The following is a 21,871-nucleotide window of genomic DNA, read 5'->3' as shown; positions in this document are numbered from 1 at the left end:
CGTGAGCGCTACTCCCGTCAAGGTCGCCGTGACCGGCGCTGCCGGCCAGATCGGCTACAGCCTCCTCTTCCGCATCGCCAGCGGCGAGCTGCTCGGCAAGGACACCCCCGTCGAGCTGCGGCTGCTCGAGATCACCCCCGCGCTCAAGGCGCTCGAGGGCGTCGTCATGGAGCTCGACGACTGCGCCTTCCCGACGCTCGCCGGCGTCGTCATCGGTGACGACCCCAAGCGGATCTTCGCGGACGTCGACGCCGCGATGCTCGTCGGCGCCATGCCGCGCAAGGAGGGCATGGACCGCGCCGACCTGCTCGCCGCCAACGGCAAGATCTTCACCGGCCAGGGTGCCGCCCTCAACAAGGTCGCCCCCAAGGCCAAGGTCCTGGTCACCGGCAACCCGGCCAACACCAACGCCCTCATCGCGATGAACAACGCCCCCGACATGGCGCCCGAGCAGTTCAACGCCCTGACGCGCTTGGACCACAACCGCGCCAAGTCGATGCTCGCCAAGAAGCTCGGCGTCGGCGTCGCCGAGATCAAGGACCTCGCGATCTGGGGCAACCACGACGACTCGATGTACCCCGACCTGTTCAACACCAAGGTCAACGGCAAGGCCGCGACCGAGCTCGTCGACGAGGCCTGGATCACCGGGGAGTACATCCCCACCGTCGCCACGCGCGGCGGCGCGATCATCAAGGCGCGCGGTGCCTCGTCGGCCGCCTCGGCTGCCAACGCGACGATCGACCACATGCGCGACTGGATGCTCGGCACCGACGAGATCGTGTCGATGTCGGTGCCGTCCGACGGGTCCTACGGCGTCCCCGAGGGCATCATCTCCTCGTTCCCCTGCCGCGTGAAGGACGGGAAGTACGAGATCGTCCAGGGCCTGGAGCTCAATGACTTCTCGCGCGAGCGGATCATGGCGTCCGCCGCTCGCCTGGAGTCCGAGCGTGACCAGGTCAAGGCCCTCGGCCTCATCTCCTGACCCGCCGGGGGTAAAGGCATCGACCGGCCTTCGTTCGCCAGGCTGATGCCTCTACCGGGGGTAAAAGCATCGACCGGCCTTCGTTCGCCAGGCTGATGCCTCTACCGGGGGCAGGTTTTCCCCAGGTTGTCGCGTCAAGGCCCGCGTCGTCCACAGGTGACGACGCGGGCCTTCGCGCGTGCCCGCCCAGCCAGCAGGCTGCGGTCATGGAGATCACACATGCCCTGCCGCCGGATCCGATCTTCTCCACCGCCCAGGCCTATGCGATGGGCTGGTGCCGGCGCACCCTGGCCGAGGCACGCGCTGCCGGATGGTGCCACAGCGTGCTGCGCGGGTGGTACGCCCACGGCCCGTCCCCGGCATCGCCCGTCGACCGACACCTCGAGACCGTCGCCGCCACCCATCTCGAGCACGAGGGTCGCCTGGTCACCTCGGCGGTGTCGGCCTGCCTCTACCACGGATTGCCGGTCGACGATCGTGACCTCGCCCGCGTCATGGTCACGCGACGGGCCTCCGACGACGGCGCGACCCCGGCAGCCCATGGCACCTCGACGAGCCGGGTCCTCATCCGGTCGAGCTGCCGGCCCGAGGATGTCGACGACCGTGCGCCGGTGCTCACACCGGCCGCAGCGGTGGTCGAGTACGCGCTCCAGTCGGGCCTCCCGGCCGGCGTGGCCGCCGGAGATGCGGCGCTGCGTGCGGGCGTGGCGACGGTCGAGGGCATCACGGCGGCCATCGGTCGACGGGGCGGCCGCAACGGCATACGACGGGTGTCGATGCTCCCCGGGCTGCTCGATCCGCTCGCCGAGAACGGCGGCGAGAGCAAGGCGCGGCTCGCGCTGGTGCAGGTGGGGTTCGACCTGGAGTCCCAGGTGTGGGTCGAGACGTCGATCGGGTGGTTCAGGCCCGACTGGCGGGTGCGCGGCACCGCCACGCTGATCGAGCTGGACGGCGTGGCGAAGTACCTCGACGAGCAGGGCCGGCTGGTGACCTCCCGAGTCCGGGGGGACCGGACCAGGGATCGCGCCCTGGAGTCGACCGGTCATCGGGTCGTGCACCTGTCGATGGACGACATCGCCGCCCGGGACACGCTGCGGCCCTTGGTGGTCCAGCACGCGGGAGATGCCTTGCAAAAGCCAACCCCGCCGGCGTTGTCGGCGCGGACGCGCCCGAACGGACAAGGGTGGGGCGCGACCGGATGAACGAAGCCCGATCGACCGGCCTTGGTCACACCCGCCTGGGGAACGAAGGCCGGTCGATGCCTCTACCCGCGGTAGGTCAGCGGGTGGGGTGCCAGTTGACCGCGTTGGCACCCACCGCGACCACGACGGCGAGCGAGAGATACATCAGCACGTCCAGACCTCGGGACCGTATGACGAGCCCGCCGGCCGCCGCGTCGGACACCACCAGGCGCAGCACGGCCGCCGTAGCGAGCGCCCCCGCCAGCAGGTTGCCGCCCAGCCGCGGCGACACCACCGCCACCACGGCCAGCGCCAGCACGCAGCCGAGGCCGAGCACCCACCACAGGGCGAGGCGCCCCGGCCCCACGGACGTCACGCGGAAGCAGCCCGCTCGGCGGACTCGACGACGTTGCTGAGCAGCAGCGCGCGGGTCATGGGGCCGACGCCACCAGGGTTGGGCGACATCCAGCCCGCGACCTCCATCACGTCGGGGTGGATGTCGCCGGCGACCCGGGACTTCCCGTCCTCGCCGGCGATGCGGGACACCCCGACGTCGAAGACGGCGGCCCCGGGCTTGACCATGTCGGGCGTCAGGATGTTGTGGACCCCGGCCGCCGCCACGACGATGTCGGCGCGGCGGGTGTGGGCGGCCAGGTCACGAGTCCCGGTGTGGCACAACGTGACCGTGGCGTTCTCGGAGCGACGGGTGAGGATCAGGCCGAGCGGGCGACCCACCGTGATGCCGCGGCCGATGACGACGACCTCCGCCCCCTTGAGCGGGATGTCGTAGCGCCGGCACAGCTCGACCACGCCCATCGGCGTGCAGGGCAGGGGCGCGGGGATGCCGAGCACGAGGTTGCCGAGGTTGACGGGGTTGAGGCCGTCGACGTCCTTGGACGGGTCGACGCGCGCCAGGATCGCGCTGTCGTCGAGGCCGGTGGGCTGCTGCACGAGGAAGCCGGTGCAGTCGGGGTCGGCGTTGAGCTCGTCGACGACCGCCTCCACCTCGGCCTGGGTGGCCGTGGCGGGCAGGTGCCGCTGGATCGAGGCGACACCGATCTCGGCACAGTCCTTGTGCTTGGCGCCGACGTACCACGTGCTGGCGGGGTCGTCCCCGACGAGCACCGTGCCGAGTCCCGGGGTGATGCCGCGTTCCCGCAGCGCGCGGACGCGCTCGGCGAGCTCGGTCTTGATCGTCGCGAGGGTGGCCTTGCCATCGAGGATCGTCGCAGTCACGTCGTTCATCTTGCCACCCGGTTCGCACGCTGCGCGGCCACCCCTGCCCCGACGGCCGCGCCGAGCGTGATCACGACGCCCGCCAGCAGCTGCGGCCCGACGTGGGAGCGGGCGGCGGGGTCCAGCAGGTCGACCAGCACCGCCGACACGAGCTGACCGGTGAGCGTCATGAGGGTGGCCACGAGCACCCCCAGGTGGTGCACGACGACGGCGCCGATGGCGACATACACGATCCCGATCAGTCCCCCGACGTAGGCCCACCACGGCAGGTCCCAGGTCGCCGGTGCCCGCAGACCGCCGCGCGCCAGGAGCAGGCCGGCCCACCCGAGCAGCAGCCCGAGCCCCCAGGTGAAGTTGATGGTCGAGGTGACCACGACGTCGCCGCTGACGCGGTTGACGCGCCCGTTGAGCGCCTGCTGGAGGGCGATCGCGGCGCCGGCGAGCACGGTGAGGGCGACAGGCAGCAGAGGTATGCCGTCCGCCCCGCCGCTCCCGGACCGGGCCGAGGCGGCGACGCCGACCCCCACGAAGGTCGTCAGGCCGGCCAGCACCCGACCCACGGTCACCGGCACGTGGCCGGCCGGCCCGATGCCGAGGCGGTCGACGAGCAAGGCGTTGGTCGTCTGCCCGCCGACGATGGCGATGGTGAACAGCGCGACGCCGAGGACGGGCACGGCGTTGGTCTGGACGGCGACGAAGAAGCCGCCGCTCAGCCCGCCCAGGGTCTGCCACCACGGCAGGCGGCCCGAGCGGACCGCGCCGACGACCTCGCGCAGCGCCCGCCGCGGCCCGGGCAGGACCACGAGCGCGGCCAGCAGGACGACCCACCCGGAACCGAAGCTCCACAGCGACGCGTCCACCGGGCTGGCGAAGGCGTGCGCCAGGGTCCCGTTGGCGCGGGACTGCAGCGAGGACAGCGCGCCCGCGAGGAGGGCGGCCGCCGCCGACAGGACGACGACGGGCCGGCCCTCCTCGTGGTGGCCGTCGGGGTCGCCGGGGCTGCCGGGAGCTCCGGCGACCTCGCGTCCGCCCTCGCGGGGGTCAGTGGGCAAAGTGGCGCGTGCCCGTGAAGTACAACGACACCCCCGCCTGCTGGCAGGCCTGGATCGTCTCGGCGTCGCGCATCGACCCGCCCGGGGCCACGATGGCGCGGACGCCGGCGTCGATGAGGAGCTGCGGGCCGTCGGCGAACGGGAAGAACGCGTCCGACGCCGCCACCGCACCACGGGCCCGCTCCTCCCCCGCCCGCTGGACGGCGAGGCGGCAGGAGTCGACGCGGTTGACCTGGCCCATGCCGATGCCGACGGAGGCGCCGTCGCGGGCGAGCAGGATCGCGTTGGACTTGGTGGCGCGGACGGCCTTCCAGGCGAAGTCGAGGTCCACGAGCGTGCGGTCGTCGACGGAGTCGCCGGCGACGAGCGTCCAGTGCAGGGGCGCGTCGCCGTGGCCCGCCGTCTCCTTGTCGTCCTCCGTCGGCTCGATCACCGCGTCGATCCGGTCGGCCTCCTGCACGAGCAGGCCACCCGAGATGGGGCGCAGCTCGAGGGCAGAGGCACCGGAGCGGACGTCGGCGGGCAGGCGCAGCAGCCGGATGTTCTTCTTGGCCGTGAGGATCGCCAGCGCCTCGGGCTCGAAGTCGGGAGCCGCCACGACCTCGGTGAAGATGTCCTTGACCGTCTCGGCCATCGCGGCCGTGACCGGGCGGTTGGTGGCGATGACGCCGCCGAAGGCCGACAGCGGGTCGCACTCGTGGGCGCGCCGGTGCACGGCATCGATCGGCTCGTCGGGGGCGCCGGCCGCGATGCCGCACGGGTTGGCGTGCTTGATGATCGCGACGGTCGGGCGGTGGCCGTGGTCGTGCGCGGCCCGCACGGCGGCGTCGGTGTCGACGTAGTTGTTGTAGGACATCTCCTTGCCGTGCAGCTGCTCGGCGGAGGCCACGCCCGGGCCCTCGCCTCGATACAGGGCGGCGCGCTGGTGGGGGTTCTCGCCATACCGCAGGTCGGAGACCTTGGACCAGGTCGCCCCCGCGAACTCGGGGAAGGTCTGGGCGTCGCCGACGTAGGACGAGACCATCCACGAGGCGACGGCCACGTCGTAGGCCGCGGTGTGCGCGAACGCCTTGGCGGCCAAGGACTTCCGCTCGTCGAGGGTGAACCCGCCGGCGCCGACCGCGGCCAGGACCGACGCGTAGTCGTCCGGCGAGGTGATCACGCCAACGCTCGGGTGGTTCTTGGCGGCGGCGCGGACCATGGAGGGGCCACCGATGTCGATCTGCTCGATGCACTCGTCGGGGCTGGCGCCGGACGCGACCGTCGCGGTGAAGGGGTAGAGGTTGACGACGACCAGCTCGAACGCCGCGACCTCGAGCTCCTCGAGCTGGCGCAGGTGGTCGGGCTTGCGGGTGTCGGCGAGGATCCCGGCGTGGACGCGCGGGTGCAGCGTCTTGACCCGCCCCTCGAGGCACTCGGGGAAGCCGGTCAGCTCCTCGACGCGGGTCACGGGCAGGCCGAGTCCGTCGATGAGGGCGGCCGAGCCGCCGGTGGAGACGAGCTCGACGCCGGCGTCGTGCAGGCCGCGGACGAGGTCCTCGAGGCCGGTCTTGTCGTAGACGGAGACGAGGGCGCGCCGGATCGGTCGCCGCCCCTGCTCGGTCGTCGCGGACGCAGCGGTGCGGTCGTTGGCAGTCATCAGGTCACTCCTGCGAGCGGTTGCGGTTGGATCGGTGCGGGCACCCAGGCGGGCGATGCCCACGATCGTCACTCCCCGGTGGTGGTCCACCTGCGCCAGTCGTGTGCCTCCAACCCTACCGGGGGCGAAGGCATCGACCGGCCGTCGTCCGCCAGGCCGATGATCCCGCCGGGGGCGGGTCGTGAGCCGGTATGCCGCAGCGCCCGCCCTCTCAGCGGCCGAGGCGCACGCGGCGGCCGTCGAGGCGGTGGCCGTGGCGCGCCATACGGCCCACGACGTCGACGAGCATCTCGCGCTCCTGGACCTTGATCCGCTCGTGGAGGGACTCCTCGGTGTCGTCGTCCTCGACGGCGACCGCCCGCTGGGTGATGATCGGCCCGGTGTCGACACCGGCGTCGACGACGTGGCAGGTCGTCCCAGTCACGGCCACGCCGTGGGCGAGGGCGTCACGGACGCCGTGCGCGCCGGGGAAGCTCGGCAGCAGCGCGGGGTGGGTGTTGATCACGGTCGGACCGGCCAGGACCTGCGGCCCAAGGATCCGCATGAAGCCGGCGCTGACCACGAGCTGCGGTGCGTGACGGGCGATCTCAGCGGCGAGGGCGGCGTCCCAGGCAGCCCGGTCAGGGTGCTCGGCGGGGCGGACGACGAAGGTCGGGATCCCCGCGCGCTCGGCCCGCTCCTGCCCCAGCGTGCCGTCGCGATCGACCCCCACCGCAGCGATCCGCACGCCATAGCCAGGGTCGGCGCTCGCGTCGATGAGCGCCTGGAGCAGGGTGCCGGAGCCCGACACGAGGACGACGATCGGCACGGGCTGGGGCGAGTCGCTCACAGCCAGCACCCTAGTGGCATGGGGGATGATGGGGCGCGTGCCTGCCGACCGAGCCCCCAGACCGCGCCCGTCCGACGACGAGCGGCGCCCGGACGACGCCGGGCGAGGCCCTGGGGCCGGTGGCGGGCGAGGCCCTGCTGACGGCGGACGGCGACCGGCACCACCACCCGGGGCGACCGACGGCATGCGGGCGGCGCTGGCGATCGTGGTCACGGTGCCGCTGCTGTCGCTGCACCACCCCTGGTCGTTGCTGGCGGTGGCGACGAGCCTGGCCGCGATGTGGTTCGCGGGGCGGGCGGTCGCGCTGCAGCTGCGGGCCAAGCGCTACGGCTGGGCGTCGTGGCAGCTCGTGGGGGTCACGCTGGGCGGCTACCTGCTGTTCACGGCGGCCCTGCAGTCGATCTATCCGACGCAGATGACGACCTGGTCGACGTGCACCGCCGGCGCCAACACTCGCGTGGCGCAGGCGCAGTGCGACGCCCGTCTCGACGAGTCGGTGCCGTCCTGGCTGTCGGGCGCGCTCGGCCTCTGACCGGCTCCGCGTCTGACCGGCTTGGCGTCCAACCCGGGTCGATGTGCCTACCTCAGGTAGGTCAGTGGTGGTAGCGGCGCCAGGTCAGCAGGAGCGCCAGGAGCGCCCCCACCGCGAGCTCGCCGGCCAGCGCCAGCGTCGCCCACCACGCGTGCGGCCCCACCGACACCAGCGCCCGCGAGCCCATCGAGCCGCTCGACAGCAGCATCACGACCAGCGACCCGAGGACCATGACCAGCCAGGCCGAGGCGGCGGCCAGCGCCTTGGCGCCCAACGTCGACAGGGTCGCCAGCCGACCGATCGCCCGGTGCGCGACCACGGCCCCCACGATCACCGGCAGCAGCCCCGCGAGCCGCGCCCACCACGGCAGCGCCCCGTTGTCCGGCAGCGAGCCGAGGAACGGAACCATGGGCAGCAGGCCCGACTGGGCCTGCGACCAGGTGTAGGTCGAGCCCAGCCCCAGCGAGAACCCCGGCCCCGCCAGCCACGACAGGCCCCAGGCCGCCGCGTCGGGCAGCCAGGCCAGCTGGACCACGGCGAGCAGGACGTTGCCCACCGCGCCGGCGTCCAGCGACGACGTCAGGTCGCGCACGCGCCCCAGGTGCGTCACGAACCCCAGGACCACGGGCACCAGACCGGCCAGCAGCAGCAGACCCACGCCGCGCAGCCCCTCCCCCAGGGCGCGGCGCACCGCCACGGGGACGAGCCCGACGACCTGGTCGTGCCACCCGGGAGCGGCGGCCGGCCGGGCCCACGCGTGCCGCAGCCCGACCAGCACGCCGAGCAGCGGCACGACGACGTCGCCCAGCACCGTGGACGGCCAGGACGGCCGGATCGCGAGGCTCGACGCGTGCAGGGCCACGAGAAGCCCCAGGACGGCATACGAGCCGATGAAGGCCCCGACGAGCCGGGCCACCCCGGAGCGCATCCCGCCCAGCCAGCCGAGCCGCGGCGAGCGGTCGTCCTCGACGGGCCCGGCGAGGGTGCGCGCCGCGACCGCGGCCGACGCGACGGCCAGCGCCGTCAGCAGCAGCGGGGTCAGCGACAGCACGACCCCGGCCTGGCGCACCGAGCCGCCGTGCGCCGCGACCCAGGCCAGCGACCCCACGCCCAGCGCGGCGGGCCACCCCCCGGTGGCACCCGCCGACCCGGCCCAGGCGACGACGGAGAGGAGCACGAGCGGCAGCCAGCTCGTCACGACGGCGACGGCGGCCGCGCGCACGGCCCGGGTGGCAGGGACGGCGGCGGGGCGGAGGCGGGGCGAGTCAGTCATGGGTGCCCTCATCGTCTCCCACCGGGGCCCCGCGGCCCGACCCGGCTCGCCGGTCCGGCGGCCACCGGAGCCACCTGGCCCGCCCCGGCGGAGGCTGTCGTATGCCGAGAGCCGGCCACCCCGAGGAGGGGTGACCGGCTCTCGCCGTGACCGGTGAGGGTCAGAGGGACTTCATGATCTCGCGCATGAGCTCGGCGGTCTCGGACGGCGTCTTGCCGACCTTGACGCCGGCGGCCTCGAGGGCCTCCTTCTTGGCGGCGGCAGTGCCCGCGCCACCCGAGACGATGGCGCCGGCGTGGCCCATGGTCTTGCCCTCGGGGGCGGTGAAGCCCGCGACGTAGCCGACGACCGGCTTGGTGACGTTGTCCTGGATGAACTTCGCCGCGCGCTCCTCGGCGTCGCCACCGATCTCGCCGATCATGACGATCGCCTTGGTCTCCGGGTCCTTCTCGAAGGCCTCGAGGCAGTCGATGTGCGTGGTGCCGATGACCGGGTCGCCACCGATGCCGACGGCGGTGGTGAAGCCGAAGTCACGCAGCTCGTACATCATCTGGTAGGTCAAGGTCCCCGACTTGGAGACCAGACCGATCTGGCCGGCGCCCGCGATGTCGGCGGGGATGATGCCGGCGTTGGACTGCCCGGGGCTGATGATGCCGGGGCAGTTGGGGCCGATGATGCGGGTCGTGCCCTTGGCCGCGGCGTAGTTGTAGAACTCGGCCGAGTCCTTGACCGCGATGCCCTCGGTGATGACGACGAGCAGCGGCATCCCCGCGTCGACGGCCTCGACGACCGCGGACCTGGTGAAGGCCGGCGGCACGAACACGACCGAGACGTTGGCGCCGGTCGCGTCCATGGCCTCCTTGACGGAGCCGAAGACGGGGACCTGCTTGCCCTCGGGGAAGTCGACCGTCTGGCCGGCCTTCTTGGGGTTGACGCCACCGACGATGTCGGTGCCGGAGGCGAGCATGCGCGTGGTGTGCTTCATGCCCTCGGAGCCGGTCATGCCCTGGACGATGACCTTGGAGTCGGCGTTGAGGAAGATAGCCATTGGTTGTGTAGTCCTGTCTCTCTCGCTCGAACGCTTACTTGGCGGCCAGCTCGGCGGCCTTGCGGGCAGCGCCGTCCATGGTCTCCTCGACGGTGACCAGCGGGTGGTTGTAGTCCTCGAGGATGCGGCGACCCTCGACGACGTTGTTGCCGTCCAGACGGACGACGAGCGGCTTGGTGGCCTGGTCGCCCAGCGACTTGAGGGCGCCGACGATGCCGTTGGCAACGGCGTCGCACGCCGTGATCCCGCCGAAGACGTTGACGAACACGGCCTTGACCTGCTCGTCGCCGAGGATGACGTCCAGGCCGTTGGCCATGACCTCGGCCGAGGCGCCGCCACCGATGTCGAGGAAGTTGGCGGGCTTGCTGGCCCCGCCCGTGTGGTCCTCGCCGGCGTAGGCGACGACGTCCAGGGTGCTCATCACGAGGCCTGCGCCGTTGCCGATGATGCCGACGTTGCCGTCGAGCTTGACGTAGTTGAGGTGCATCGCCTTGGCCTTGGCCTCCAGCGGGTCCGCGGCCTTCTCGTCGACCAGGGCTGCGTGGTCGGCCTGGCGGAAGGACGCGTTGTCGTCGAGGGTGACCTTGCCGTCCAGGGCGATGATGTCGCCGTCCTCGGTCTTGACGAGGGGGTTGACCTCGACCAGCGTGGCGTCCTCCTCGCGGTAGACGTCCCACAGCTTCTGCAGCACCGGCACGATCTTGGCGCCGGTCTCCGCGTCGAAGCCCGCGGCCTCGACGATCTCGGTGGCCTTGGCCTCGTCGATGCCGACCTGCGGGTCGACGGCGATGCGGGCGAGGGCCTCGGGGCGCTCGACGGCGAGCTGCTCGATCTCCATCCCGCCCTCCTTGCTGCACATCGCCAGGTAGTTGCGGTTGGCGCGGTCCAGGAGCAGCGAGAAGTAGTACTCCTCGGCGATCTTGGCGCCCTGCGCGATCATCACGGTGTGGACGGTGTGGCCCTTGATGTCCATGCCGAGGATCTGCTGGGCGTGCTGCTCGGCCTCGTCGGCGGACTTGGCGACCTTGACGCCACCCGCCTTGCCGCGACCTCCGGTCTTGACCTGGGCCTTGACGACGGTGACCCCGCCGCTCCTGGTCCCGATCTCGTCTGCGGCGGCCCGAGCCTGCTCGGGGGTCTCGGCGGTCTGGCCCGCCAGGACCGGCACGCCGTGCTTCTCGAACATGTCGCGTGCCTGGTACTCGAAAAGATCCACGCTCATCCGTCCTTGGGTTAGGTGGTGGAGTGTCTTCGCGAGGATAACGCGGTTCCGACGCACCGGCCCACGCCAACCGTCCCCCTGCGACCGATGCCACACCGAGGGCGCGCCCGCGCGGGTCGGGCGAGCCGGTCGGTCCACCCGGTCGGTTCCTGGACCGGGGTCGGTCGGGTGATCCGGTGGGCTGTGCCTGGGGGGCGGTGCCGGACGACGAGGCCGTATGCCGGGAAGGGGGGTCCCGGCATACGGCCTCGTGCGTGACTCTTGTGGTGCTGGGGTTACTGGACGGTGATGTCGTCGAAGACGAAGCTGGACTGGGCGGAGGAGTCTTCGGTGGCGGTGATCTTGAGGGTGACGCTGCGTCCGGCGTAGCTGGACAGGTCGACGGTCTTCTGGACGTAGCCGTTGGTCTTGGTCAGGTTGGAGTAGGACGCCACGGCGGAGCCGTTGATGGTGACGGTGGCCTTGTCGTAGGCGGTGTAGCCGGAGGTCTCGGCGCTGTCGACGGCGACCCAGTAGGTGAGCTTGCCGCCGGCCGGGACGGTCAGGGTCTGCTGCTGGTACTCGGTGGCGGTGGTGCCGTTGCCGCCGAGCCAGAGCTTCCAGGTGCCGGTGTGGGCGGGGCGTCCGGCGTTGTTGGTGATGGGGCCGGTGGTGCCGGTCCAGCCGGTCTGGCCGGACTCGAAGCCGCCGTTGACGACCGCGTTGCTGCCCGGCGTAGGCGTGGGGGTCGGGGTCGGGGTGGGCGTCGGGGTCGGCGTGGGCGTCGGGGTGGGCGTCGTGCTGGAGCACCTGGCCGTGCCGGCGGGCACGTTGATCGCGCTGAACGCCTTCTCCACCGAGGCGCAGGCCTGGCTCGAGGCGCCATACAGCTCGATCGCCGACTGGATGGCTCCCTCGCGGGCCGCCGTGTAGCGCGACGCGGAGGTAAGCTTGGTGGACAGCGTGCGGTACCAGATCTTCTCGATCTTGTCATGGCCCGCGCCCGTCACGGTCGAGGAGTTGCAGGTGGCGCTGTTGTAGGAGACGCCGTTGATGCTCTTGGCACCCGAGCCCTCGGAGGCGAGGTAGTACCAGTGGTTGAGCGGGCCGGACGTCAGGTGGGGGTCACCCGTGCCCTTGGCCGGCCAGCTGTTCATCGAGGAGTTCCAGCAGTCGTAGCTCTGACCGTCCTTGGACGGCTTGTCCATGTAGCGCAGCGGGGTGCCGTTGCCGTTGAGGTCGATCTGCTCGCCCATGAGGTAGTCGGGGCTGTCGGCCGCCAGGTTGGCGTACCACTCCACGCCGGCGCCGAGGATGTCGGAGGACGCCTCGTTGAGGCCACCGGCGTCGCCGTAGTAGACGAGACCGGCGGTGTTCTGCGTGACGCCGTGCGTCATCTCGTGGGCGGCGACGTCGATCTCGGTGAGCGGGTTGGCGTTGCCGGCCCCGTCGCCGTAGGTCATCTGGCTGCCGTCCCAGAAGGCGTTGGTGTAGTTGCTGTCGTAGTGGACCCGCGAGCGGGCACCACGACCGTCGTTCCAGATGCCGTTGCGGCCCATGGTCGTCTTGAAGTACTCGAAGGTCTTGTCGGCGCCGAACTGCGCGTCGACGGCGGCGCTCTGGCGGTTGCTGTTGGAGCCGGTGCCCCAGCGGTCGTCGGCGTCCGTCATCGTGGTGCCGGTCGTCGTGGTGTTGCCCGAGTCCGTCGTGTAGTTGCCCGTCGAGGGGTTGCGCAGCGAGTAGGTGCCGCCGGAGTAGGTCGTCGACAGCGGGACGCCGCCGACGTAGATGCCGGTGCCGCTGCCCTGGTGGATCTCGTCGTACGACCGCAGGCTGGCCCCGGTGTCGGCGTCGACCAGGCTCGCGATGCGCGACGGCGTCTTGTCCTTCTCCACGCCCGTGGTGCGCACCTCGTAGGCGAGGTGCTGCGTGCCGGCGCCGTCGACGTAGAGGACCAGGCCGGTCTGCTTGACGGCGGCACCCGCCAGGCCCTTGTCGCCGTTGTGCTCCTTGGCCGCGGCGAGCGCCCTGGCCTCACCCTGGGCCTTGGACACCTTGGGTGACAGGTCGATCGTGATGGCGCCGTCGAAGGTGCCGTCGTGACCCGTGACCTTGCCGGACGCGTCGCGGTGGATGACCAGGTCGCCGCCGACGACGGGCACCTTCTTGTAGGTGCGGTCGACGCGGACGTGCGAGCTGCCGTCGGCGTCCTTGATGACGTCCTTGACGACGAACGCGTCGTCGGCGGACAGGCCGACGGCCCTGACGAGCGCGGCGGAGTCCGCCTGGGCGGTCTTGACGAGGCCTGCGCGGGCGTCGGCGGCGACGAAGACCGTGGCCTTGTCGTTGCCGCTGCCGCTCTGGTCGGCGGCCTGGGCGCCCGTGACGACCAGGGGCGTGGCGGCCGTGGCGCACGCGATCGCGAACGCAGCTCCGATGGTGATTCGCTTCATGAGATGGCTCCTGCGGGTACGCGGCAGCGCCGAGCAGAGCGCTGCCGAGGGGGACCGGAGGTGGGGGACGTGAGCTGTCCTGATGGGCCCGCCGACCGGTGCACGGAATCTCACACACCCTCGTTCGGGTGTAAATACCGGTGAGCCAAGTTGGGCCGAACGGGTGGCGATTTGACCCACTTCAAGCCGATTACCCGGGAATGTGTGACATGGCGTTACATGTGGTCAGGTCATTACCAGGTCGCATCCAGGCAACGGCACACCCGCACGGGGGCCGTGACGGCGGCATGAGGAAGGGGCACCCTCGCCGGTCCGGCGAGGATGCCCCTGATGGTCCAGAGGGGTGCGGTGCGATCTGCTGAGCTCAGTGGGCGTCGACGTTGGAGGTGACCCACTCGACGATCTCGGTGGTGGTGGCCCCAGGGGTGAAGACATAGGCCACGCCCATGTCCTTGAGCGGCTTGATGTCGTCCTCGGGGATGATGCCGCCGCCGAAGACCACGATGTCGGATGCCTCCTTGGCCTGCAGGAGGTCGATGACCTTCTTGAACAAGGTCATGTGGGCGCCGGACAGGACGGACAGACCGACACCGTCGGCATCCTCCTGGATCGCCGCCTCGACGATCTGCTCGGGGGTCTGGTGCAGGCCGGTGTAGACGACCTCCATGCCGGCGTCACGCAGCGCGCGAGCCACCACCTTTGCACCACGGTCGTGGCCGTCAAGACCCGGCTTGGCCACAAGGATTCGCAACCTGGACTCGCTCATGCCGCCAGCCTAGCCCAGGGGGACCCGCTCGGCACCGGCGGGGTGATGCGTGCCACGTGGCGGAGCCTGGACGTGGATCTGCGCAGGTCAGACGCACCGCTTCACCCGTACGCTCGCATTGCGTAACGAAAACATCACGGGTTAGCCTGACTTGCCCCCTCGCCCGCCGATGTCAGGTAACCCGCATGCCCCTCCCCCCTCTGTCCGAGGTTGCGCACGTCCACGGCAGCTCCGGTCGGCACCGCGCGAGCGGCAGCACCCGTCCTCGCCCCCGCCTCGCCACGGCAGGAGCCGTCACGACCCTGACGGCCGTCGCCGTGGCTGTCACCGTCACCACCGTGGGTGGCGACGACGCCCGGACCGGGTCGGCACAGGCCGCCTCTCGCGTCGCGGCGAGCGTGCCCGCCGCGGCCCCGGTCGCCCTGGCTCCCGCCGCCGTGGCCCCCGCACCGGCCGAGGACACCTCCTCGCTCCTCGCTCGTCGCTCCAGCCGGCTGGACCGCGCCGACCGCTCGGTCCGCACCGTCGCCGTCCCCCGCGCGCTCTACCGCGCCGCCACGACGCCGTCGACGGTGACCGTCCCCGCGGCGATCGCCGCTCCCCCGGCCGCGCCCGCGGCCGCCACCCCGGCCAAGCCCGCTCCCCCTGCGTGGGTCGGCCCCATGGGCGGTCCCTACCGCCTGACCTCGCGCTTCGGCCCCCGCTGGGGTGGCGTCCACCACGGCCTGGACTTCGCGGCTCCGATCGGCACCCCCCTGCGCTCCCTGTCCACCGGCGTGATCACCGACGTCAAGACGGGGCACGGTGTCTACGGCACCTACATCGACGTGACGTTCACCGACGGGAGCCTGGCTCGATACGCCCACCTCAGCCGCGCCGACGTCGCGCTGGGCGCCAAGGTCGGTGCCGGCCAGACGATCGGGCTGTCCGGCAACAGCGGCCGCTCCACCGGACCGCACCTGCACCTCGAGATCCACCCGCACGGCGACCCGAACCTCAAGGACGCCGCCGACCCCGAGATCGAGCTCCGCAAGCGCAAGGTCGGCGTCTGACCCCGCGCTCCCAGCGCGAACCCGGCACACCACGCCGCCCCGCCGCGACGGCACGCGGCGTGCACAACTGCTGCATATCTGAGTGGTCGTTCCACGAATTCCGTTGTGCCGCAACAGCCCCATCCGCAGCGTCGGCCCGTTGTGCAGCAGCTGGTTGCGCCGCGGTGGACTACACCCATCCCTCCCAGCAGGGGAACGACCTGATAGCGCGACTGCTCACCGCTCAGGGCTTCGCCCCGCTGGGCTGAGCGAGCGCTGCCGCACGCCCCGGAGGTCTCGGGGTGCCGTCCGCCAAGAGCGCCCGGCCTTGGGGGGCCGTCGAGCGGGTCGTGTCGTGCCCGGGATCGGGTGGCAGACCGTTCGCTAGAGCTTCTCGAGCGGGGCGATCCCGAGCAGGAAGCGCTTGACGCCGGTGTCGCCGCCGAAGTCGACGGTCGCCATGGACTTGGGGCCGACGCCCTCCACGCGCACGACCGAGCCGAGGCCGAACGAGTCGTGGTTGACCCGGTCGCCCGCGGACAGGGACGGCACCGGCCTGGCCGGGCCGCGCGCCTGCCGCATGCCGCCGAGGCGAGCGACCGTCGGCGCCGAGGACCGCCCCATCAGGGCAGACTCGGTGCGCTGCCAGTCCAGCAGCTCGTCGGGGATCTCGTCGAGGAACCGCGAGGCGGGGTTGAACTGCGGCTGCCCCCAGGCGGATCGGACGGCGGCCCGGGACAGGTGCAGCCGCTCGCGGGCCCGCGTGATGCCGACGTAGGCCAGGCGCCGCTCCTCCTCGAGCTCCTTGCTGTCGCCCAGGGCGCGACTGTGCGGGAAGGTGCCGTCCTCCATGCCGGTGAGGAAGACGACCGGGAACTCCAGGCCCTTGGCGGTGTGCAGGGTCATGAGGGTGACCACGCCGGAGCCGTCGTCCTCGTCCGGGATCTCGTCGGAGTCGGCGACCAGCGACACCTGCTCGAGGAAGTCGTCGAGCCCGCCCTCGGGATAGGTCTCGTCGAACTCCCGTGCCACGGCGACGAGCTCGTTGAGGTTCTCGATGCGGGTCTCGTCCTGAGGGTCGTGGCTGGCCTGCAGCTCGGCGAGGTAGCCGGAGCGGTCCACGACCGCCTCGAGCAGCTCGCCGACGCCGCCTCCGGCGTCACGCACCTCGCGCAGCCCCTCGAGCAGCGAGGTGAAGCCCTTGATCGCCGTCACCGACCGGGTGGCGATCGCCGGCGCGTCCTCGGGGTGGCCCAGCGCCGCCACGAAGCTGGTGCGGTCCCGCTCGGCCAGCGCCGCCACGCACGCCTCGGCGCGGTCGCCGATGCCGCGTTTGGGGACGTTGAGGATCCGGCGCAGGTTGACGGTGTCCTCGGGGTTGGCGATCACCCGCAGGTAGGCCAGCGCGTCCTTGACCTCGCGCCGCTCGTAGAAGCGCGTGCCGCCGACCACCTTGTAGGGCAGGCCGACCCGCACGAACACCTCCTCGAGGGCACGGGACTGCGCGTTGGTGCGGTAGAAGACCGCGACGTCGCGCGGCTTGACCCCGTGCTCGTCGCCGAGCCGGTCGATGGACTGCGCGACGAAGGACGCCTCCTCGTGCTCGCTGTCCGCGACGTAGCCCACGATCGGCGCGCCGTCACCCTGGTCGGACCAGAGCGACTTCTTGCGCCGGTCGGGGTTCTTGGCGATGACGGCGTTGGCGGCCTGCAGGATCGTCTGGGTCGAGCGGTAGTTCTGCTCCAGCAGGATCGTGCGCGCCTGCGGGTAGTCCTGCTCGAACTCGACGATGTTGCGGATCGTGGCGCCGCGGAAGGCGTAGATCGACTGGTCCGCGTCACCCACGACGACGAGCTCGGCCATCGGCAGCTCGCCCTCGACCGTCGGCCCGCCCGCGAGCTGCCGGACCAGCTCGTACTGCGCGTGGTTGGTGTCTTGGTACTCGTCCACCATGATGTGCCGGAACCGGCGGTGGTAGTGCTGGGCGATCTGCGGGAAGGCCTGCAGGATGTTGACCGTCGTCATGATCAGGTCGTCGAAGTCCATCGCGTTGGCCTGGCGCAGCCGGCGCTGGTAGTCGACGTAGGCCTCGCCGAGCAGGCGCTCCTGGTGGGTCGCGCTCTCCCCCAGGCGGTCTCGGTAGGTCTCCTCGTCGACCAGCTCGTTCTTGAGGTTGGACACCTGGTGGCTGAACGACCGCGGCGGGTAGCGCTTGGGGTCGAGGTCCATGTCTCGCAGCACCATCGCCATCAGGCGCTGGGAGTCGGCGGCGTCGTAGATCGAGAAGCTCGAGCTCAGCCCCACCGCCTTGGCCTCGCGCCGCAGGATCTTGACGCACGCCGAGTGGAAGGTCGACACCCACATCGCCTTGGCCCGCGGCCCGACGATGGCCTCGACGCGCTCGCGCATCTCGGCGGCCGCCTTGTTGGTGAAGGTGATCGCCATGATCTCGCCCGGCTGGGTCCCGCGCGCCGCCAGGAGGTAGGCGATGCGCTGGGTGAGAACGCGGGTCTTGCCCGAGCCGGCGCCGGCCACGATGAGCAGCGGCCCCCCCTCGTGGACGACGGCCTCGCGCTGCTGCGGGTTGAGGCCCGCCACGATCTGCTCGGGATCGCGCGAGGCGGCGAACGCGCCCCGTCCGGTGCCCCCGTGGAGGCCGGGCGCGGCGGCATACGACCCGTCGTCGAACGGAGGAGCGTCGGCGTCCGTCGGAGGCGGCACGTCGTCGGACAGCGCCCAGGCGGGCAGGCCGGACTCGTCGACGTCGCCGGAGGCCGCGGCCGGGCGCATCGCGGGGGTGGGAGGGGACATGGGCAGGTCGTCGAAGAGGGATTCCATCGCAGCGACAAGACTACGGCCCACCACTGACAGACCCTCGCCGGACGGGTCTCGGTGACGGGCCGACGCCGCCGAACCACGTAGGCTGGGCGGGTGCTGACCATGCAAGACGCCCTCCGCATCCTGTCCGACTACTGGACCCAGCGGGGCTGCCTCTCCGTGCAGCCCTTCAACACCGAGGTGGGAGCGGGGACGATGAACCCCGCGACCGTCCTGCGGGTCCTCGGACCGGAGCCCTGGGACGTCGCCTACGTCGAGCCCTCCGTGCGGCCCGACGACAGCCGGTATGGCGAGAACCCCAACCGCCTCCAGACGCACACGCAGTTCCAGGTCATCCTCAAGCCCGAGCCCGGCGACCCGCAGGAGCTCTACCTCGGGTCCCTGGAGGCGCTCGGGATCGACCTCGCCGCCCACGACGTGCGCTTCGTCGAGGACAACTGGGCGCAGCCGGCCATCGGCGCCTGGGGCCTCGGCTGGGAGGTCTGGCTGGACGGCATGGAGATCACTCAGTTCACCTACTTCCAGCAGGTGGGCGGGCAGAACCTCGACCCCATCCCCGTCGAGCTGACCTACGGCGTCGAGCGCATCCTCATGGCCGTGCAGGGCGTGACGCACTTCAAGGAGATCGCCTACGCCCGCAAGCCCTCCGGCGAGGTCATCACCTACGGCGAGGCCTTCGGCCAGTCCGAGTACGAGATGAGCCGCTACTACCTCGACGACGCGTCCGTCGACACCAACCGCGCGCTCTACGACAGCTATGTCGCGGAGGCCACGCGCATGGTCGAGGCCCGCCTCCCGGTCCCCGCGCACTCCTACATCCTCAAGTCCTCGCACGCGTTCAACGTCCTCGACGCCCGCGGCGCGATCTCGACGACCGAGCGCGCCCGCGCCTTCGCCACGATGCGGCGGCTCATGCGCGACACGGCGGCCCTGTGGATCGAGCGCCGCGCCGAGCTGGGCCACCCGCTGATGCGGTCCGTCGAGCCGCCGGCGGCCGAGCCGCCCACGGTCGACGAGTCCGCGCTGCCGACCGAGCCGCAGACCCTGGCCCTCGAGATCGGCGTCGAGGAGCTGCCCCCGCACGTCGTGCCCGCGACCGTCGAGCAGGTCCGCGCGGCCCTGACGGAGCGCCTCGCCGCCACCCGCCTCGAGCACGGCGCCATCCGCGTCGACGGGACGCCTCGGCGCATCGTCGCCGTCGTCGAGGGCGTCGCGGCGCGCGAGCCCGACACCGAGCAGGTCCGCAAGGGCCCCAAGTGGCAGGCCGCGTATGACGCCGCGGGCAACCCCACCAAGGCGCTCGAGGGATTCGCCCGGGGCCAGAAGGTCTCGGTCGACCAGGTCCAGCGCCTGGAGGTGCAGGGCGCCGAGCACGCATGCGTCGTGGTCGAGCAGCCCGGTCGCACCGTCATGGACGTGCTGACCCCGCTGTTCGCCGAGGTCGTGACGGGCCTGCGCGCCGAGAAGAACATGCGCTGGTCCGACCCGTCCCTGTCCTTCTCGCGGGCGATCCGCTGGCTGGTGGCCCTGTGGGGCGAGACCGTCGTGCCCGTGCAGGTGTCGCGCCTGGTCGCGGGACGCGAGACCTACCTGCAGCGCACCACCGGTGGCGTCGAGCGGCAGGAGCGGGGCGACGGCGTGCTGCTGGGCCACGTCGAGGTGCCCTCGGCCGACGAGCTGCTCCCTGCCATCGGCCGCGGAGGCATCGCGCTGGACACCGCTGCCAGGCGGGCCGCCGTCGTGGAGCAGGCCGAGGCCCTCGCCGCGCGGGCCGGCGGCCGGGTCGACGTGGAGGCCGAGGCGGCCCTGGTCGACCAGATCACCAACCTCGTCGAGGAGCCGCACGGCGTGCTCGGCGACTTCGACGAGCGCTATCTCGACCTGCCCGCGCAGATCCTCACCACCGTCATGCGCAAGCACCAGCGCTACCTGCCGGTGCTGGACGCGTCCGGGGCGTTGCTGCCGCACTTCGTCACCATGGCCAACGGCCGCTGCGACGACGCCACCGTCAAGGCCGGCAACGAGTCGGTCATCCGCGCCCGCTACGAGGACGCGCTGTTCTTCTGGAACGCCGACCTGCAGACCGACTCCGTCGAGTCCTTCGTGCCCGGCCTGGACCAGCTGACCTTCGAGGACCGCCTCGGCTCGGTCGGGCAGCGCGCCCGCCGCATCGCCGACGTCGCCGGCGCCCTCGCCGACCAGGTCCGCCTCAGCGCCGCCGACCGCGAGACCCTCACGCGCGCAGGCGCTCTCGCCAAGTACGACCTCGCCACCCAGATGGTCACCGAGATGACCTCCCTGGCCGGCTTCGTCGCCCGCGAGTATGCCGTCCGCACCGGCGAGCCCCAAGCCGTGGCGGACGCGCTCTACGAGACCGAGCAGCCCAAGACCAGCGCCGACGCCCTGCCCGCGTCCGTGCCCGGCGCCCTGCTGGCTCTCGGCGACCGCTTCGACCTGCTCATGGCGATGTTCGCCATCGGCGCCAAGCCCACCGGGTCCTCCGATCCCTTCGGCCTGCGCCGCGCCGCCCTCGGCGTCGTGCGGATCCTGCGCGACCAGGGCCCCGTCGGCCAGGCGCTCGCCGACCTGTCCATCCGCTCCGGGCTCGAGGCCGCCGCGGTCCGGCTGCGGTCCCAGGGAGTCGAGGTGTCCGACGAGTCCGTCGACGCCGCGCTGGAGTTCACGGTCGGGCGCTATGCCCAGCTGCTGCGCGACGAGGGCACCTCGGTGCACCTCATCGACGCCGTCCTGCCCGGTGCCGCCACCCCCGGCGAGGCCACCACGGCGCTCGCCCAGGCCGAGGCGCTGCGCGGCGACGAGGGATTCCGGTCGATCGTGGCGTCCCTGCAGCGCATCGGGCGGATCGTGCCGGAGGGCACCGCGACGGCATACGACGCCTCCCGGCTCACCGAGCCGGCCGAGGTCGAGCTGCGCGAGGCCCTCGAGGGCCTGCCCGAGGGGTCGAGCGCCGACCTCGAGACCTTCGCGGCGCAGGGCAAGGCGCTGGTCGACCCGGTGGCGCGGTTCTTCGACGACATCCTGGTCATGGCCGAGGACCCCGAGGTGCGGGCCGCCCGGCTGGGGCTGCTGGCCTCGGTCCGCGCCGCGGCGCCGCGCCAGGTCGACTGGTCCGCGCTGTCGACGGCCCTGGCCTGACCTGACCCGCCCCACCCGAACCCCCTGACCCGAGATCGTGAGGGTTTCCTCGAAGAAGTTGGGGGAAACCCTCACGATCTTTTGGGAGGGTGGGCCGTATGCCGCAGCTGATCGCCCCGACCACCCGTCTGCACCGCTCCTGGCTGGCATCGCTCGACGAGTGGGGACCGGGCGTCCACCAGGACGGGGCCTCGCTCCCGGCTGACGTCCCTGCGCTCCGCAGCGCAGCGGGCTTCGCAGACTGGGTGGAGCAGCTGCTGCTGCAGGCCGACCCGACGTCCGAGCGTCCCCACGGCTACGTGCCGGCCACCACCTTGTGGGTCGCGGACGATGACAGCTACCTCGGCGCGATCCAGCTCCGTCACACGCTCAACCCGCACCTGCTCGAGGTCGGCGGCCACGTGGGCTACGGCATACGGCCGTCGGCCCGCGGGCGCGGGCTGGCCACCTGGGCGCTCGGTGAGGTCCTCCCCCGGGCCCGGCGGCTCGACCTCGACAGCATCCTCGTGACCTGCGACGACACCAACCTGGCGTCGGCCGCGGTCATCGAGCGCAACGGCGGCGAGCTGGAGGACGTGCGCGAGCACGCGCCGGGGGCGCGGACGCGCCGCTACTGGATCGCGCTGTGACGAGGCGCCCGTGCGAACCCCGGCG

General features: G+C 72.0%; 17 protein-coding genes and 1 riboswitch. Of the genes, 6 read left to right on the top strand and 11 right to left on the bottom strand.

What is annotated here, in order from left to right; genetic code table 11:
* The first annotated feature begins 1 nt into the window (after window position 1).
* Window positions 2-982, top strand: coding sequence for a malate dehydrogenase (locus B4K29_RS10230; RefSeq protein ID WP_286967228.1), 981 nt, complete (start codon window positions 2-4; stop codon window positions 980-982).
* A 206-nt stretch (window positions 983-1,188) separates the two neighbouring features.
* The gene (locus B4K29_RS10225) at window positions 1,189-2,184 is read left to right on the top strand and encodes a hypothetical protein (protein ID WP_019285589.1); all 996 of its coding nucleotides are present in this window, start codon (window positions 1,189-1,191) and stop codon (window positions 2,182-2,184) included.
* A 76-nt stretch (window positions 2,185-2,260) separates the two neighbouring features.
* Here B4K29_RS10225 and B4K29_RS10220 read toward each other — a convergent pair whose 3' ends face one another.
* The 5 genes from B4K29_RS10220 to purN all read right to left on the bottom strand — a co-directional run bounded on the left by B4K29_RS10220 (window position 2,261) and on the right by purN (window position 6,919).
* Window positions 2,261-2,539 (bottom strand): DUF3017 domain-containing protein, encoded by a 279-nt coding sequence (locus B4K29_RS10220; RefSeq protein WP_286967227.1) that lies wholly within the window; start codon window positions 2,537-2,539, stop codon window positions 2,261-2,263.
* Window positions 2,536-3,399: a bifunctional methylenetetrahydrofolate dehydrogenase/methenyltetrahydrofolate cyclohydrolase gene (locus tag B4K29_RS10215; RefSeq protein ID WP_286967226.1), complete on the bottom strand. Its 864-nt coding sequence runs from the start codon at window positions 3,397-3,399 to the stop codon at window positions 2,536-2,538. The genes B4K29_RS10220 and B4K29_RS10215 overlap by 4 nt, the downstream gene beginning before the upstream one ends.
* Before the next feature lie 5 nt (window positions 3,400-3,404).
* Window positions 3,405-4,451, bottom strand: a complete 1,047-nt coding sequence (locus tag B4K29_RS10210) for a DMT family transporter (protein WP_286967225.1) — start codon at window positions 4,449-4,451, stop codon at window positions 3,405-3,407.
* Window positions 4,441-6,090, bottom strand: coding sequence for a bifunctional phosphoribosylaminoimidazolecarboxamide formyltransferase/IMP cyclohydrolase (gene purH / locus B4K29_RS10205; protein WP_286967224.1), 1,650 nt, complete (start codon window positions 6,088-6,090; stop codon window positions 4,441-4,443). The genes B4K29_RS10210 and purH overlap by 11 nt, the downstream gene beginning before the upstream one ends.
* A 35-nt stretch (window positions 6,091-6,125) precedes the next feature.
* Window positions 6,126-6,203: riboswitch (ZMP/ZTP riboswitch) on the bottom strand.
* A gap of 98 nt (window positions 6,204-6,301) precedes the next feature.
* The gene (gene purN, locus B4K29_RS10200; protein ID WP_286958050.1) at window positions 6,302-6,919 is read right to left on the bottom strand and encodes a phosphoribosylglycinamide formyltransferase; all 618 of its coding nucleotides are present in this window, start codon (window positions 6,917-6,919) and stop codon (window positions 6,302-6,304) included.
* Between the two features lie 37 nt (window positions 6,920-6,956).
* Here purN and B4K29_RS10195 point away from each other — a divergent pair, with 37 nt between their 5' ends.
* Window positions 6,957-7,451 carry a hypothetical protein gene (locus B4K29_RS10195; RefSeq protein ID WP_239265224.1) on the top strand — a complete coding sequence of 165 codons (495 nt, stop codon included), beginning with the start codon at window positions 6,957-6,959 and terminating at the stop codon, window positions 7,449-7,451.
* A 61-nt stretch (window positions 7,452-7,512) separates the two neighbouring features.
* Here the strand turns inward: B4K29_RS10195 and B4K29_RS10190 are convergent, their stop codons facing one another.
* The 5 genes from B4K29_RS10190 to B4K29_RS10170 all read right to left on the bottom strand — a co-directional run bounded on the left by B4K29_RS10190 (window position 7,513) and on the right by B4K29_RS10170 (window position 14,192).
* Window positions 7,513-8,724 carry a DUF6350 family protein gene (locus B4K29_RS10190; protein WP_286958049.1) on the bottom strand — a complete coding sequence of 404 codons (1,212 nt, stop codon included), beginning with the start codon at window positions 8,722-8,724 and terminating at the stop codon, window positions 7,513-7,515.
* A gap of 160 nt (window positions 8,725-8,884) precedes the next feature.
* Window positions 8,885-9,772: a succinate--CoA ligase subunit alpha gene (gene sucD, locus B4K29_RS10185; RefSeq protein WP_019285584.1), complete on the bottom strand. Its 888-nt coding sequence runs from the start codon at window positions 9,770-9,772 to the stop codon at window positions 8,885-8,887.
* Window positions 9,773-9,806: 34 nt separating this feature from the next.
* The gene (sucC, locus tag B4K29_RS10180) at window positions 9,807-10,988 is read right to left on the bottom strand and encodes an ADP-forming succinate--CoA ligase subunit beta (RefSeq protein WP_286958046.1); all 1,182 of its coding nucleotides are present in this window, start codon (window positions 10,986-10,988) and stop codon (window positions 9,807-9,809) included.
* A gap of 281 nt (window positions 10,989-11,269) precedes the next feature.
* Window positions 11,270-13,426: a M4 family metallopeptidase gene (locus tag B4K29_RS10175; RefSeq protein WP_286967223.1), complete on the bottom strand. Its 2,157-nt coding sequence runs from the start codon at window positions 13,424-13,426 to the stop codon at window positions 11,270-11,272.
* Between the two features lie 364 nt (window positions 13,427-13,790).
* Window positions 13,791-14,192: a cobalamin B12-binding domain-containing protein gene (locus B4K29_RS10170; protein ID WP_286959253.1), complete on the bottom strand. Its 402-nt coding sequence runs from the start codon at window positions 14,190-14,192 to the stop codon at window positions 13,791-13,793.
* Window positions 14,193-14,377: 185 nt separating this feature from the next.
* On the opposite strand from B4K29_RS10170, the gene B4K29_RS10165 reads away from it, so the two are divergent.
* Window positions 14,378-15,244, top strand: coding sequence for a M23 family metallopeptidase (locus B4K29_RS10165; protein ID WP_286959251.1), 867 nt, complete (start codon window positions 14,378-14,380; stop codon window positions 15,242-15,244).
* Window positions 15,245-15,607: 363 nt separating this feature from the next.
* Here B4K29_RS10165 and pcrA read toward each other — a convergent pair whose 3' ends face one another.
* Window positions 15,608-18,061 carry a DNA helicase PcrA gene (gene pcrA, locus B4K29_RS10160; protein ID WP_286967222.1) on the bottom strand — a complete coding sequence of 818 codons (2,454 nt, stop codon included), beginning with the start codon at window positions 18,059-18,061 and terminating at the stop codon, window positions 15,608-15,610.
* Between the two features lie 102 nt (window positions 18,062-18,163).
* Between pcrA and B4K29_RS10155 the strand changes: the two genes are divergently transcribed.
* Both B4K29_RS10155 and B4K29_RS10150 read left to right on the top strand, forming a co-directional pair.
* Window positions 18,164-21,217 (top strand): glycine--tRNA ligase, encoded by a 3,054-nt coding sequence (locus B4K29_RS10155; protein WP_286967239.1) that lies wholly within the window; start codon window positions 18,164-18,166, stop codon window positions 21,215-21,217.
* Between the two features lie 98 nt (window positions 21,218-21,315).
* Entirely contained in the window at window positions 21,316-21,846 is a 531-nt protein-coding gene (locus tag B4K29_RS10150; protein ID WP_286959249.1) for a GNAT family N-acetyltransferase, read from the top strand.
* Window positions 21,847-21,871 lie beyond the last annotated feature (25 nt).

The sequence above is a fragment of the Arsenicicoccus sp. UBA6765 genome, assembly GCF_002453335.1.
GTDB classification, from domain to species: Bacteria; Actinomycetota; Actinomycetes; order Actinomycetales; family Dermatophilaceae; genus Arsenicicoccus; species Arsenicicoccus bolidensis.
The sequence above is the reverse complement of the archived record's forward strand: the minus strand, read 5'-3'. Positions and strand labels throughout refer to the sequence as shown.

What these genes read in the sequence shown, in the direction of transcription:
- B4K29_RS10170 (WP_286959253.1), bottom strand. Translation starts at nt 14,192, where the DNA reads ATGAGCGAGTCCAGGTTGCGAATCCTTGTGGCCAAGCCGGGTCTTGAC.
- B4K29_RS10165 (WP_286959251.1), top strand. Translation starts at nt 14,378, where the DNA reads ATGCCCCTCCCCCCTCTGTCCGAGGTTGCGCACGTCCACGGCAGCTCC.
- B4K29_RS10150 (WP_286959249.1), top strand. Translation starts at nt 21,316, where the DNA reads ATGCCGCAGCTGATCGCCCCGACCACCCGTCTGCACCGCTCCTGGCTG.
- B4K29_RS10225 (WP_019285589.1), top strand. Translation starts at nt 1,189, where the DNA reads ATGGAGATCACACATGCCCTGCCGCCGGATCCGATCTTCTCCACCGCC.
- B4K29_RS10175 (WP_286967223.1), bottom strand. Translation starts at nt 13,426, where the DNA reads ATGAAGCGAATCACCATCGGAGCTGCGTTCGCGATCGCGTGCGCCACG.
- B4K29_RS10190 (WP_286958049.1), bottom strand. Translation starts at nt 8,724, where the DNA reads ATGACTGACTCGCCCCGCCTCCGCCCCGCCGCCGTCCCTGCCACCCGG.
- sucD (WP_019285584.1), bottom strand. Translation starts at nt 9,772, where the DNA reads ATGGCTATCTTCCTCAACGCCGACTCCAAGGTCATCGTCCAGGGCATG.
- purH (WP_286967224.1), bottom strand. Translation starts at nt 6,090, where the DNA reads ATGACTGCCAACGACCGCACCGCTGCGTCCGCGACGACCGAGCAGGGG.
- B4K29_RS10155 (WP_286967239.1), top strand. Translation starts at nt 18,164, where the DNA reads ATGCAAGACGCCCTCCGCATCCTGTCCGACTACTGGACCCAGCGGGGC.
- pcrA (WP_286967222.1), bottom strand. Translation starts at nt 18,061, where the DNA reads ATGGAATCCCTCTTCGACGACCTGCCCATGTCCCCTCCCACCCCCGCG.